The organism is Sphingobacterium bambusae (assembly GCF_033955345.1).
Lineage (GTDB): Bacteria > Bacteroidota > Bacteroidia > Sphingobacteriales > Sphingobacteriaceae > Sphingobacterium > Sphingobacterium bambusae.
This window is the reverse complement of record NZ_CP138332.1, coordinates 3,080,970-3,095,464: the sequence shown is the minus strand read 5'-3', so window position 1 is coordinate 3,095,464 and position 14,495 is coordinate 3,080,970. Positions and strand designations below refer to the sequence as shown.

The following is a 14,495-nucleotide window of genomic DNA, read 5'->3' as shown; positions in this document are numbered from 1 at the left end:
TTTACTTAATCATCACCCAACCTTTAAGCACTTGGGTTTCCGAGCCTTTGAAGGTGGTAATATGGTAATAGTAGGTGCCTTCGGGGAGGTTGCTCCCGTTCCAGTCGTTGTTATACTGATCGTTCTTGTAGACCTCGTTGCCCCAGCGGTTGATGACCACGAGCTTGATGCGATCGAACTGCTTGTGACCGATGATCTCGAAGGTATCGTTGATGCCATCGTTTTTCCCCGGCGTGAAGATATTGGGGATAAAGAGCTCCGAGCTGATCTCGATCGTGGCTACCGCCTGCGCGCAATTGCTGGGGTTCAGCACTTCACAGATGCGGTAGGGAAAGCTGTAGCTGCCCGGCCGAAGTCCACTAGGGATCAAGATGCTGCCATCGCGGTTCATGCTGAGGCCGGCGTCGCTCGGGATGCCTGGGTAGAGCGTAATATCCTCCAAGACGATGGCTTTGCCGTTGAGCAGGTCGTTGTCTAGCACGGAAATGGTCTGCTGGCTTTCGCGGCTCCAGCTGATGGCGATACGCTCATCGCGCGCCAGGATGGGTGTGGGCACAATCTCGATATAGGCCGTCGCCTCACTGCAGTTGCTGGGGTTAAGCAACTCGCAGATGCGGTAGCGCAGCTGATAGCTCGCCGCCGGCTGCTGCGCCTGCACCACGATGCTGCCGTCGGCACGCAGCTCGAGTCCTACCGGAGCTTCATCCAGCCAGCTGAGGCGAACATCTGCTGGCAGCAGCGTGACCTGATTAAGTTTATCATTTTGTAAGACAGAGGCTGTAACAGCACCCTCGGCGCCTATGATCGGCAGAAAACGATCATCTTCGGCAAGGATTGGCGCCATCTGCACCTGCACCCGTGCCACAGCGCTGGCACAGTTGCTGGGGTTGAGCACCTCGCAGATGCGGTAGGGCAGCTCGTAGAGGCCCGCTACCGTACCGGCCGCAATGCGGATGCTACCATCTGCCTGAATTTGTAGCGCCGCCACTTCGGTGTGCACGCTATGCAAGGCAATATCCTGCCGCACAATAACCTGCTGATGCAGCTTGTCGTTGACAAAGATGCTGGCGGTGGTGCCGCCCACCTTGCCATTCACGGTATAGGTATCATCAGCGGCTTCGATCAACGTGGCCAGCACCTCGATATAGGCGACGGCCTGCGCACAGTTGGACGGGTTCTTGACTTCGCAAATGCGGTAGGGATAGCTGTAGCTGCCTGCCGCCACTGCCGGCGATACCAAGATGCGGCCGTTGGCCTGCATCGCGATGCCCGCTGCAGGAGCCGTGCCCGGCGTGAGCAGCAGCTCGGCGGCAACCACTGCAACGTTCTCTAGCTTATCATTCAACAACACCGTTTCGGTGGTGCTGCCCGTGCGGCCATTGATGCCGCGGAAATAATCGTCGATAGCCTCCAGCTTTTTCCAAGGCAAAGGCGCAATGGTACAGCGTGGGCAGGCAGGGTCGGTAGGATCGCCCGGCTGCGGCGTATTGCCCGACTCGGAATCTTCCGTCACAGGCTCGCCTTGCGGATTTTGTCCCACGCCATGCGCGATATTGGCGACATAGCCACGCTCCATATCGGCCTGCGTAATGGTATGGTAGGCCGTTAGTTCCACGGTTTGCCCCACCGCCAGTTCGGCAATGTTGCCTACTTGCGGATTATCGGCATTGGCATCGCTGACCACAATGTTGCGTAGCGTTACATTGCCCACATTGCTCACCGCAATGCGGTAAGCCAAGCGCTCGCCGGCATAACGGAAGGGCTGCGATAGGTCGACAGTCTTGATAATACGCAGGCCTTCTCGCTGGTCGATGGGCGTCACGGTGCAGTCTGGACAACCGGGCTGTGGCTCGGGCGTCTCCGGATCGTTGGGATCTAAGGGGTTGCTATCGGTAGAATGCGCCTCCACAGGTCGCCCTGCCGGGTCTTCGCCCTTGGCATAGGCAATATTATAAACGGCGCCCTGATCCACATCGGCCTGCGTAACGGTATGCGTCGCGGTGAAGCTTTGGCTCTGCCCCACTTCTAGCTGGGCAATAAGCCCGACCTCGGGCACATCGGCCAAGGCATCGCTGATGCGTATATTTTTTAGGGTGGTGTTCCCGCTGTTGGTCACGGTAAGGGTATAGCGAATAACATCGCCCGGCTTGTTGTAGCGCTGGCTGCGGTCGCTGGTTTTAGTAAGACTGATAGCCGGCTCTTGCTGCACAGGCGTGATGGTACAGCTGGGGCAATCCGGATGCGGCTCGGGATTAGTCGGGTCATTCGGATCCAGCGGATTGTTATCTTCCGATTGCGCCTCCACGGATTTTCCACGTGGATCCTGCCCTTGGGCTAGGGCGATATTATATACCGCGCCACGGTCTACATCCGCCTGCGTAATGGTATGGTAGGCCAAGAAAGTACGCGTTTGCCCTACCTCCAAGCGGCTCACGCGCCCCACGGCCGAATCGTCGGCATTGGCATCGGTAAGCTGTATATTGAAGAGCGTCACATTGCCGGTATTGGTCATGATCAACCAATACATAATGACATCACCCACCTGTTTATAGACTTGGGTTCTGTCGGTAGTCTTCAGCAAGCGCAAGGCGGGGTTTTGCTGCAACAAGGTGATGGTGCAGTTGGGGCAGTTGGGATCAAACCAATCGTTGATTTCGGGTAGTGGACTGCCATCTACCGAGAGGCTTTCCAAGAGGTTGCCATCGGTATCGCGCGCCCAAGCTACGGCTTGGTTGTAGACGGCACCGCTATCCAGATCGGCCTGCGTGACGGTATGCTTGGCGGTAAACTGACGACTTTCGCCCACGGCAAGACTGCTCACCGAGCCTACATAGGTATCGTCGGCATTGGCATCAGTGATGACTAGGTTGTTAACCGAGCGGTTGCCTTCCTTGCGCACATCCAGGCTGTAGCTGATCACATCGCCCACCTTGCTGTAGGTTTGGCTGCGGTCGGCGGTCTTTTGCAACACCAAGCGATCGAGGTAGCCTACCGGCGTGACGGTGCAGCTGGGGCAAGCCGGATCAAACAAAGGATGATCGGAGCTGAGCGGTTGGCTATCCACGGAAGTTTGTTCGTAAGGCAGGCTGCCGTAAACGGCTTTCAATAGGGCCTGATTGTATACCACGCCTTGCTGTATATCGGCTGCCGTGATGCTATGCGTGGCGCTGAAGCTGCGGGTTTCGCCAACGGCCAGCTGGGCGATGCTGCCCAGATCCTGCATATCGGCATTGGTATCCGACAGGCGTACATCCTGTAAGGTCACGTTGCCGGTATTGGTTACGCGGATGGTATAGTTGATTTGCTGACCCAGCTGATTGTATACCTCGGTTCGGTTGTAGGATTTGATAAAGGCGGTTTTGGGGAGCTGCTGCATGGGTGCCACCGTGCAGCCTGCGCAGGCGGGATCCAGCAAGGGATCTAAGGCGCCCAGCGGATCGCCATCTTCGGAAAGCCGCTCCCAGCTGCTGCCTTTGGGATCCAAGGCTTTGGCCGAGGACTGCGTATACACCGCGCCGCGATCTAGATCGGCCTGCGTGACCACATGGCTACCTTCGAAACGATGGCTTTGCCCGACTTCCAACTGTGCTAGCGTGCCGGCATCGGCCAGCTGCAACTTCTCATTGCTGAGCACAATATCGCGCAGGGTTTGGTTGCCGCTATTGCGCAGCGTTATGGTGTAGCTCACGATGTCGCCCACCTTGTTGTAGGGTAGCGTTTTATCGGCGGTTTCCAAGAGCTGCATACCAGGCTGCTGGCTGAGGCGCACGATGGTGCAATCGGGACAGTCGGGATCTACGGGCAGCTCGGTTTGTGGCTGCGGATCGGTAGATGTTTGCACGATCTCCCGTCCTTTGGGATCGACGGCCTTGACCTGCGCCAGGTTGTAGACGGCACCCCGATCGAGCTCGGCCTGCGTAACGACATGGCTGGTGCGGAAGCTGCGCGTGGCGCCCGCGGCCAAGACGGCAATGCTGCCTATGCTGCGCTGCTCGCCCCGAACACCGGATAGCTGCAGGTTGCTGAGGGTGGTGTTGCCGGTATTACGCACCACAACGGTATATTCAATAACATCGCCAGCTTTGCTGTAGACAAGGCTATGGTCGGTGGTTTTATGAAGCTGTACCTGCGTTTGCTGCTGCACGGCGATAACGGTGCAGTGTGCACAGGCGGGATCATACAGGAGATCGGTGCTGGGCAGGGGATTGCCGTCGGTAGACAGGCTGCTGATTTGAACACCTTTAACCGTACGGGCGGTGCCGGCAGCCACATTATAAATGGCGCCCCGGTCGATATCGGCCTGCGTAATGCTGTGGCTGGCGGTAAAGCTGCGCTCTTCGCCAATAGCCAAGAGGGCAATGCTACCCACCGTGCGGTTGTCCGCCGAAGGGTCGGTGATGCTGACCTGATACAGGGGTACATTGCCACTGTTCTTCACGCGGATGCTGAACTGCGCAACATCGCCTACCTTCTGCAGCTGCTGGCTGCGGTCGGTGGTTTTGACCATGCTGAGCAGGGGGCTCTGCACAATGGGCACCACCGTACAGCTGGGGCAGGTGGCATCGTAAAGCGGATCGGCCGGCAGCAGGGGATTGGTATCGATGGAGATGGTGGAAAGGCTGTTTCCTTCGGGATCTTTGGCCGTAACAGATGCTTGGTTGTACACTGCGCCCCGATCGATATCGGCCTGCGTAACGCTACGCTTGGCTTGCAGCACCTGCGTTTCGCCAGCCAAGAGGCTGGCAAAGCTGCCGCTGCCTTGCAGCGTGGCATTATTGTCGCTGACCTGCACATTGCTGAGCGTGACATTGCCGGCATTGGTGAGGGTGATTTGGTAGAGCAGCTCATCGCCGATCTGTTGGTAGGTTTTGCTGCGGTCTATGCTTTTGACGAGGTTGAGCTTATATTCCCGCTGGATGGGGGCCACGGTACAGTCGGGACAGTCGGGCGAGCGCAGCGGGTCGGTGGTGCCCAAAGGGTTGCCGTCGACAGAGGCCTGGCTGATGGCTTTACCGTTGCTGCTGGCGCTGGCCTGCACTTGCTGGTATACCACGCCGCGATCGATATCGGCCTGCGTGATGCTGTGGGAACTGCTGAAGGTCAGCGTTTGGTTGACGGCCAAGCTTACGGCCTGCCCCAGCAAGGTATTTGCGGCATCTTTACTATGGACGCGCAGCTGCTGCAGACTGGTGTTGCCGGTATTGCGCACGCTAATGACGTAGTTGATAAGTTCGCCGGCTTTGGTATAGCGCCGCGAGCGGTCAGTGCTCATCACCACCTGCAGCTTGGGTGACTGCACGATAGGGATGACGGTGCAGTTTAAGCAGCTGGGATCCGCCGCCGGCGTGCCGGGGCTACTGGGATCCAGCGGCGCGGTATCGACGGAACGTAAGGTGAAACTGCTGTTGTCGGCATAGCGTCCGGTAAGGACGGACTCGGCGTAGACGGCGCCACGGTCGATATCGGCCTGGCTAATGCTGTAGGAGATGATAAAGGTGCGCTGCCCATTGACATCGATATTGGGCAAACTGATCGGCTGGGTATTCTCGGCCTTGCTATGGGTGAGCACCAGGCTGCTGATGGCACCGGGACCTCGGTTTGCCAAGCTGACGGTGTATTCAATGACATCGCCTACTTTCGTGTAGACCCGCGACCGATCGGTAATGCGCGTAAAACGAACATCTGCCGATTGTTGCACGCTGGTGGCGGCAGGTATTGCAGCGCTGCTCGGCAAGGACCATAGCAGCGTATATAGGAGGACCAATGCGCTGATAAGAGTAAGCTTTCCCCCAAAAAAACTTCCCACGCGTTGGATTGTACACATCATATTTTATCTAGGCATGGTAAGACACGCTCACCTGCCGGCACTTGTTGTTATTACACGGGTTTTAGCTAATAATCTTGGTTTCGCCTCTTATCCTTGAACTCATAAGCGCTTATCCAAAGTAGGCGGTTGTTTTTCATAGCATGGTTTATCTTTGATGATAAACGTGTTGTATATTCACTAAAACTCAACTATTATCCTACAAAGATAAAATCGGGTTTTGGATTTTCCCCCACCCTTTTGGGTAGTATTGGGGTGATTTATTAAGGAGGTATTGATTTATGTCAATAGTGTAGTGCGTAGTGGGTATTGCGTAATGCGATTAGGGAAGCGGTAAATTATAAGATTGCCGCTATCAGCTCGTCACTTTGTAGCCTCGTCACTATCCCCCCTCAACCCTTTCCGCCGCTCGCCGCGGCAGGGCAGCACTTTTGAAGGCCAAAAGTGCTCAAAAGCCTTTGTCCCCTTCAGGTGCTTTGTCGCACAAGTCCGGCCCGCACAAAGCAACATGTTTGACAAAGCTGAAATAAAGTCGAAATCGCTTTGGATGCGATTCCGACATGATTTCTAGGCTTTGTCCATCGCTCGATTCCCCAAACATGTTCTTTGTTTCCCAGCACTTGGAAGGAGACTGGAAAAGTTACGTTAAACGGTTACCGTATGATGTAGCTTTTCGATCGCTATTTATGGTATTGCGTAATGCGTATTGAGTAATGCGATAAGGTAGTGGTAAATTTTAAGATCACCGCTATCAGCTCTTCACTTTATCACAAAGTATCAAACTTTACAATTACCGCTCCTGCCTTAATTAACAGCAACGTCGCCTTATTTTTGTTGCGTCTGTAGACATTTGCCCTTGCACTGCCCAACAAGGATGCAACAAAAATTCGCGACAGGGTTTTGGATACTTTTGCCCCACAAAAGTATCGCCCATGTCCCGGGCTTAGGGACGAACCAGTCCCTGAAAGGGACAAAAAAGTATTACTCCGGCGTAGCCGTAAACCTTTGCCCTACAAAAGTAAGGCCCCTGTCCCGGGCTTAGGGACAAACCGGTCCCAGCATGGGACAAAAAAGTATTAATCCGGCGTAGCCGTAAACTTTTGCCCCACAAAAGTAAGGCCCTTGTCCCGGGGCTTCGGGACAAAAAAAGGCACAAGCATCCTGTTTAGTAAACAGAAACATCTTGTGCCAAAGAAAAGGTAGTCCTTATGCCGGAAAGGTCTCCCACCACAGACACCAAAGTTCCGAAAGGAGGCTACCTGTATATTAGGATTGGTTTTGCAAGGTTGAAGGCGGCGAACGCTATCGCTAAGGAATTACGCGTCGATGCCCTGATTGTTCAGAAAAAGCTCTTTGTTCTTGATCTTTCCCGCGAAGTAGGGCGATAGATCTTGCTTGCCGACAAAGTGTTCGATGGCTTTGACATGCCTTTCATAGTGCACGTCGGTGCCCAGCAGATCTACCAGACCGTGATCCAGCAGGCTCTTGACCACATTTTTCTCTTTCGAACCGTAATAGCCGTAGCAAGACAACAAACCGACCTGCAGTAGGCAACCGAGATCCTTGAATTTCTTTAAGGAACTGCTATCCTGATGGTAGTACACATAGCGCTCGACATTGGCCAACACCGGGGTGTAGCCCTTGATGATCAAGGTATTGATCACCTGCTCAATGTAGGGGCTTTCGCTGACGTAGGACATGCCGATGAGCACGTAATTGTCGGCCAGCGCCAAGAGGTTGTCGGTAGCGGTCATGACCTGTTGTAGGAAGGCTTTCTCGACGGTATACTCTGCAGCGTAGTCGATATGGATATGCTTCAATGCCGGTGTTTGCTGCAGCTGCTGATAGGCGGCGAGGATGGCGGTATTGCTGTTGGGGTAGATATCTTGCTGCACATGCGGCGTGCCGTAGAACTGCACGATGCCGAGCTTGTGCATGCGCGTGATCATCTCGGTGCTGTCGGCAACGGAAGTGCTGCCATCGTCTAGCCCGGGCAACAGGTGCGTGTGCATATCGACGGCCATCCAACTTAAATCTTGATAGCGGGGTTTGCGGTTGAATATAGAGAACATGTGTGGGAGATATTTGGGGTTTAGGGTTGATTTTCGGTTTTTACATCACGCTAGCTAACAGGTTCTAGGATTAAAGCCCGCTCTTTGCGGTGGATGAGGTGCAGCTTGTAGAAGATGCCGCCAATAAGGGACTTCACTTCGTGGGCTTCGCTTTTCTGCGCTTCGGCTACCTTTTGCAGGCAGGCGCCCTCGCTGATCAGCTCGAGCAAGCCCTGCTCCATCGCAGAAAGCGGTTGCAGGATGCGAGACGAGCATACAAACTGCTGGTTGAAGTACCGCAACATGAGGCGAGCAAGCTCGGCATGGAGCCAATAGTTGTCTTGCAGGTGAAAAAGGAGGCGTTGCTCCATAATAGGCAAGGGTAAGCGCTCGGGCAGGAATGCCGTAGCACCGTAACATATGCCTTGAAAAATATGGTTTTTATCTTCTAGCGGTGCGAGTAGCACCATTTTGTTGGCTGTAGACCGGCTCTGCAAATCACTGAACATAGACTGTACAGCTTCCAGAGCCGGCGTTAGGCCGCAGAGTACGATATCAATTTCTTGCCTCCCCAGGTTATCGTAAAACTCGTCGATACTACCTACGGCAATAATGGAATGGAATGCCGTTGACTGTTGGAAATAGTCGCGCAGCTTCGATAAATAGGCTGGCCGACTATCTATTATAGCCATGTTGTACGTTTTTAGATTAATCATTGTTCTTCGTAGGTAGATGATAATCCAAAAGTAGCGCACAATGGCGTAAACTTTCCCACCCAAAAGGGTGGGTTTTCAAAAAATGTTGCAACAGCTATTTACCGTCTATCGGTAATAGCTGTGCGCAGTAAATGGCTCCTCCATGGTGCTCTCTCGCTGAAAAAGCCGTTGAAGCTCGTAAAAAAGCTATTGTTCCAAGTACAGGGCGGTATCCACCTGCCGTGCAGGGGCATACAAAGCGCTTGGATAAGCCCCAAAAGCTACCAGCTGCTGTATGCTGTCGCGCACTTGCGCTTTATCTTCTTTATAGGTGACACCAAACCATTGCGACGAGGTAGGGATAACCTTGAACTGCGCCAAGCCCATCTTCGCCATATAATCGGGAATGGTTGGTATAAAGAACTCCGCTTTGGGGTTGTTTTTGTTTTTCTGCACAAAATCCGGAAACAGGGAACGCGCCACATCAATGATCTTGGGCGTGAAGCCCCAGAAATTCATAGATACCAAGGTGTCTTCTGCTAGTGGATGCTCCTCCTCGCCTTCTTTGTAGACGATGCTATCGGCACTGGCATCTGCCCCGCGGTAGATGTTGGTGCGCTCGGTGACGCTCTGCATATAGCCCTGCTCGTTGAGCGCGCATACGCCACGCGATACGTAGCCGTGTTCGGACAGGGTGTTGCCGATCTGAAAACCAACCATGGCCATCTCTTCATCGTGCGCTTCGTTAACAAGGAAATTGTGCATCTTTTGGAAGGCATCGAAACCGTAAAAATCGTCGGCGTTGATGACGCAGAATGGACGGTCGAGTTCCTGCTCGGCACTCATGACGGCATGTGCCGTACCCCAAGGCTTCTCGCGCTCTACCAAGGTATCTACGCCAAACTTCTGCAAATTAAAATCTTGAAAAGCGTAGGCCACCTCGATCTTGCCGCGCAACTTATGATCAAAGTTGGCCCGCATAATCGGGAGGAATTCTTCGCGAATAACGAAGACCACCTTGCCAAAACCGGCTTTGATGGCGTCGTAAATGGAATAATCTATAATTGTCTCGTTATTGGGGCCAAATCCATCGACCTGCTTCGCAGAACCGTAACGGCTAGCCATGCCGGCTGCCAAAATGACGAGGATGGGCTGTGTTGCCCTATTTGTTGTTTGCATAGGTATGTACTTCTTTCTTGTTGGCCAACACACAAGCCTGCTTCTAAAAAGCGAGAGGTGGTTGACGTCATCGATGAAGCAAGTTTGATGCCAAGGCAATTCTCGATTTCGATAAAAATAAAATTTGTAGCGAAGCGACGGCAGGAGGATGCTAGGCGCTTTAGGGAGGAGATATGAGGGGGTTACAGCGAGTAGGTAAAAAACACAAAAGCCGATAGACGTATGTCATCGGCTTTTGTGTTTCCATTAGCTAAACTTACAGCTTATTCTTTTTATTAAATGGGTCTTTAAAAAACCTACTGATCCGCTTGCGGAGCGACACTTCTTTCGTGCCCTCACCATAGCCATAGCCGTAGCCATAACCATAGCCGTAACCGCGCTTAAAGTCGACGTCGTTGATCACAACGGCCATATTCTTCAGCTTGCCGTCTTCATACAGTTCTTTCGGCACATTAAGCAAGCGCTTATCTAAGTAATTCGAACGGGCCACGTAGATCGTCATATCGGCATGCTCAGCAATCAGTAGGGTATCGGTTACCAAACTCACCGGCGCCGTATCAACAATAACGTAGTCGTATTGCATGCGCCCATAGGCGATTACATCAGCAAAATAGCCATTCATCAACAGCTCCGCTGGATTGGGGGCGATATAACCGGAGTAAATGATATCGAAGTTATAAGGTTCCGGTTTTTTGATCACAATACTGGACACCGACATCTCCGGATTAATCAGATACTGCGTAATACCGATATTGGTGTGCTGCAAATGCGACAGTCCCAAATAATCCAATACCTTCGGTGAGCGGATATCCGCACCGATCAACAATACTTTCTTCCCGGACATCGCAAGTATCTTCGCAAGATTGGTTGACACGAAAGATTTCCCCTCACCCGAGGTAGTCGACGTGACATATAGCACGGATGACTGATCTTTTTTATGCCCCAACATGAAGGAGATGTTCGTCCGCAAAATACGGATAGCCTCGGCCAAAGACGAACGGTCGTTCTCCTCCACAATAGGATGGTCGGACGATGGAATTTCGCCCAAGATTGGTGCCGGAAAGGCTTCTTCGATATCCTTGCGGGAGTGGATTTTGTTGTCGAGCAGGAATTTGAGGTAAATTATGATGAAGGGTATAAACAATCCTAATATAAAAGCACCGAATAATACAATCGCTTTGCGAGGCGCAACAGGGATTTCAGATCCGTAAGCATTATCTATAATTTTAAGATTGGCAGGGGTAGCAGAAGCCTGAATCTCCGTTTCTTCCCGCTTTTGCAACAGGAATAAATAAAGCGATTCGACAATTTGTTGCTGACGGGAAATATCTTTAAAACCTCTCTCTTGACGGGGTAACTGACCTAATCTACCTTCAAACTTATCTTTCTGACCCATCAACGTATTTACATTTGCTTGAAGGATCTGCCGATAATTATCTAATGCTATTTGTAGATTTCTATTCAGTTCAACAATGTTTTTATCCAAGTTTTGTACGACCGGATTGTCTGGAGTAGCTGATCTAGAAAGGTCTTCACGTTCCAATATTAGATCATTGTATGTTTTGATTGATGCTTGAATTGCAGGATCATTTATTCCTAAATTAGCAGGCATTAAAGTGCCAGTATCACCAGCGGCCTTTCTAATCATATCCGCTAAGCTTAATTGCGTTTGAAAGTCAACTAATTTTTTTTCATTCTCAGATGCACTTTTCATAAAAAGTTCCGCCTCCGATGACATGTCTACAAGATTATTGGCATCCTTATAATCCGCCACCCGAGTATCCGCAGACGCTAAGTCATCAGATATTAAAGCTAAACGCGAATTAATAAACGACGACGTTGCTTTAGTCACTTGAGCTTTATCTGAAGAAACATCAATATTGTACTGCTCTATCAAAGAATTCAATATTAAGGTTGCCTTATCTCTATTGGCATAATCAAGAGAAAAATTAACAATCATAGACTGTTTATCTTTATTTGGCGTAACCTCAATAATTTTCAGAAGATCGTCTACTGTCTTTTCGATAGGACTGTATGAAATCTCCAAACTATTTTCAAATTTATCACCGATCTGTGGGACTAGCGATATCATACCAATCGCTGTGATAATCTTATTACCTAGTGCATAATCTCGGCTTCCGTACTCATCATCTTTAAACTTATATTTATTCCCATTTTTCTCCACAACAAAATTGTAAGAAACAGAATCAAGACGAGGATGACTTGGCTCTAGAATAACCAACTTCAAAGGAGAATGTGGTTCCAAGAGTTCGGAAGACTTGACATTACCTTTACTAAAGTAGTTTATATTAAGACGGTTTAGTTCAACTACTTTCCTAAAAATCCTTCTAGATTTCATGACATCCATTTGGTCTGACACGAACGCAGATGACGCAGAGCCAACACCAGTCAAACTAGCCAACTCGGATAATCCAGCTAACTCCCCAGAGGCCTGTTTATCATCTTGTAACAAAACCTTCGCAGTAACATTATATATTTTTTCAGCATACCGGAGATAGATTAATGCCAAAGACAGACAGATGATGATTGCTATGAGAAACCATTTCCAATAGTAGGTATATTGCTCAAATAACTGCTTCACATTAATTTCTTGTGAGTCAAGCTTTCTGGATTGCTGCGTAGAATTTATATTCATTTAGATTATTTTAGGTTAACGGGTAAGCACTGCGATCACCGAAATTATAACACCCCCAATGGAAACGAAAACGGAGGTATTTTGTGTGTACTTTGAAGATTGCACTCGGGCTCCGTTGGGCTCTACGTAGATAACGTCATTCTGGGCAAGATAATACACTGGTGAATTCAAAGATTCTCGTTTTGTTAAATCTAGTCGAAACTCGCGTTTGTTACCATTTTGCTCACGAATAACCAGCACATTTTTTCGTACACCATTTATTGTTAAGTCTCCCGCTAATCCTAACGCCTCTAATACGGTTATTCTGTCATTATTTACGGAGAATGTGCCTGGATTACGGACTTCGCCTAGCACCGTGACCCTAAAATTCCGGACCTCCATGCTCACACCAGGATCTATGATATATTTGCTAACTTCATTACGCAGAAAATCCATCGCTTGCGTACGAGTTTTTCCGGCAATCCTTATTTTGCCGAGTTTCGGGAAATCGATATCCCCATTAACATCAATAGCATAAGTAGGAATAAAAGGGTTGGTCGGCTGTATAGTCCCGTTCACACCCTGATAGGGGGATATTTGATTAAAGGGCTGCGTAGCACGTATATCATCTGCCGTTATTGAAATAGCTAATATGTCTCCCGGCTGCAACTTAGGCGCATTCAATTCATAGGATGAAATCAAATCTACGGAATCAGGCTGAAAGTATACGAGTTCTCGCCGACTCGCGCACGAAGTAATAAGCGAAGTTATCAGGGTTAGTAAAAATAATCCCAGGCCAATAATACGTTTACACATTGAAATTATATTATAGATTGTTAAAAAGCAAAAAGTCGTCCAAATTTATAAACACTTAGCAAAAATAACTTTTTTAACGGCGTTATCAACAAAGAAACAAGTTAATCTTTGTTGGAAAACTATGGAGTCCACCATAAGTATAGTTAAGGCTTCGTTAGGAAAAAAGTGTCTACAGCTTCTCTGATTCGTAGTTTCTCCTCATCTTTTAAATTAGATCCTGAGGGTAAACATAGACCATCTTTAAAGAGCTTTTCCGCAACTTGCGTCCCGTAATATGGGCTGTTTGCGAACACAGGTTGCATATGCATGGGCTTCCATAAAGGTCGCGATTCAATATTATCTTCGAATAACGCTAAACGCAAATCTTCTCGATTTTTCCCGACTTTTTCCGCATCGAGCACAATAGCAGACAACCAATGATTGGAATAAAAATCAGACGAAGGTTCGCTTAACACCGTTACGCCTTCTACAGATTCGAACAACTCGGTATAAAACTGATGCATGGCGCGGCGAGCGTTTACTCGTTCGGTCAATACTTCCATCTGACCACGGCCAATGCCTGCAGAAATATTGGACATACGATAATTGTAGCCAATGTGCGAATGTTGATAATGTGGCGCATTATCGCGTGCCTGCGTTGATAAAAAAACCGCCTTGTCTTTATCCTCTTGGGAATGACAAACCAATGCTCCTCCGCCAGAGGTTGTGATGATCTTATTTCCATTGAAACTTAAGATGCCAAATCGGCCAAAAGTACCGCAGGCTTGCCCTTTATATGAAGATCCGAGAGACTCTGCGGCATCCTCAATAACCGGGATATCAAATTCTTTCGCGACTTGTAAAATTTCGTCCATCTTTGCGGGCATGCCATAAAGGTGCACAACAATAATAGCCTTCGGTTTCTTGCCCTTCGCAAATCGATCGCGAATAGCTTCGCGTAAATGCCGCGGACACATATTCCAGGTATCGGGCTCGGAATCAATAAATACTGGAATTGCTCCTTGATAAGCTATGGGATTAGCCGATGCGGAAAAGGTCATGGATTGGCAAATGACCTCGTCACCGTATCCAACACCACACTCAATCAGCGCCAAATGCAACGCTGCTGTACCCGCAGATAGCGCAGCTACCTGTACGTTTCCCTCTAAAAAAGAAACAATATCCTGTTCAAAACCATCCACGTTGGGTCCTAATGGAGCAACCCAATTCGCGTCGAATGCCTCGTGTATATACTTTAATTCGTTGCCCCCCATATGCGGCGAGGATAACCAGATCTTCTCATTCATTATTACTCC

At 50.0% G+C, this 14,495-nt stretch carries 7 protein-coding genes; all 7 read right to left on the bottom strand.

All coding sequences use genetic code 11. The features are described from left to right. Position 1 precedes the first annotated feature (1 nt). The 7 genes from SCB77_RS12940 to SCB77_RS12910 all read right to left on the bottom strand — a co-directional run bounded on the left by SCB77_RS12940 (position 2) and on the right by SCB77_RS12910 (position 14,486). Positions 2 to 5,827, bottom strand: coding sequence for a DUF7507 domain-containing protein (locus SCB77_RS12940; RefSeq protein ID WP_320182423.1), 5,826 nt, complete (start codon positions 5,825 to 5,827; stop codon positions 2 to 4). A gap of 1,313 nt (positions 5,828 to 7,140) precedes the next feature. After that, positions 7,141 to 7,896: a tyrosine-protein phosphatase gene (locus SCB77_RS12935; RefSeq protein WP_320182422.1), complete on the bottom strand. Its 756-nt coding sequence runs from the start codon at positions 7,894 to 7,896 to the stop codon at positions 7,141 to 7,143. Between the two features lie 50 nt (positions 7,897 to 7,946). Beyond that, entirely contained in the window at positions 7,947 to 8,567 is a 621-nt protein-coding gene (locus SCB77_RS12930; RefSeq protein ID WP_320182421.1) for a hypothetical protein, read from the bottom strand. 210 nt (positions 8,568 to 8,777) lie between these two features. Further along, positions 8,778 to 9,749: a nucleotidyltransferase family protein gene (locus tag SCB77_RS12925; RefSeq protein WP_320182420.1), complete on the bottom strand. Its 972-nt coding sequence runs from the start codon at positions 9,747 to 9,749 to the stop codon at positions 8,778 to 8,780. A 256-nt stretch (positions 9,750 to 10,005) separates the two neighbouring features. Beyond that, complete coding sequence (locus SCB77_RS12920; protein WP_320182419.1) at positions 10,006 to 12,405, bottom strand: GumC family protein; 2,400 nt, start codon at positions 12,403 to 12,405, stop codon at positions 10,006 to 10,008. Positions 12,406 to 12,420: 15 nt separating this feature from the next. After that, positions 12,421 to 13,200: a polysaccharide biosynthesis/export family protein gene (locus SCB77_RS12915; protein WP_320182418.1), complete on the bottom strand. Its 780-nt coding sequence runs from the start codon at positions 13,198 to 13,200 to the stop codon at positions 12,421 to 12,423. 143 nt (positions 13,201 to 13,343) lie between these two features. Further along, positions 13,344 to 14,486 carry a DegT/DnrJ/EryC1/StrS family aminotransferase gene (locus SCB77_RS12910; RefSeq protein ID WP_320182417.1) on the bottom strand — a complete coding sequence of 381 codons (1,143 nt, stop codon included), beginning with the start codon at positions 14,484 to 14,486 and terminating at the stop codon, positions 13,344 to 13,346. Positions 14,487 to 14,495: the final 9 nt, after the last annotated feature.

Excerpts from the sequence above, each read along its gene's own strand:
- SCB77_RS12910 (WP_320182417.1), bottom strand. The coding sequence starts at position 14,486 with ATGAATGAGAAGATCTGGTTATCCTCGCCGCATATGGGGGGCAACGAA.
- SCB77_RS12920 (WP_320182419.1), bottom strand. The coding sequence starts at position 12,405 with ATGAATATAAATTCTACGCAGCAATCCAGAAAGCTTGACTCACAAGAA.
- SCB77_RS12940 (WP_320182423.1), bottom strand. The coding sequence starts at position 5,827 with ATGATGTGTACAATCCAACGCGTGGGAAGTTTTTTTGGGGGAAAGCTT.
- SCB77_RS12915 (WP_320182418.1), bottom strand. The coding sequence starts at position 13,200 with ATGTGTAAACGTATTATTGGCCTGGGATTATTTTTACTAACCCTGATA.
- SCB77_RS12925 (WP_320182420.1), bottom strand. The coding sequence starts at position 9,749 with ATGCAAACAACAAATAGGGCAACACAGCCCATCCTCGTCATTTTGGCA.
- SCB77_RS12930 (WP_320182421.1), bottom strand. The coding sequence starts at position 8,567 with ATGGCTATAATAGATAGTCGGCCAGCCTATTTATCGAAGCTGCGCGAC.
- SCB77_RS12935 (WP_320182422.1), bottom strand. The coding sequence starts at position 7,896 with ATGTTCTCTATATTCAACCGCAAACCCCGCTATCAAGATTTAAGTTGG.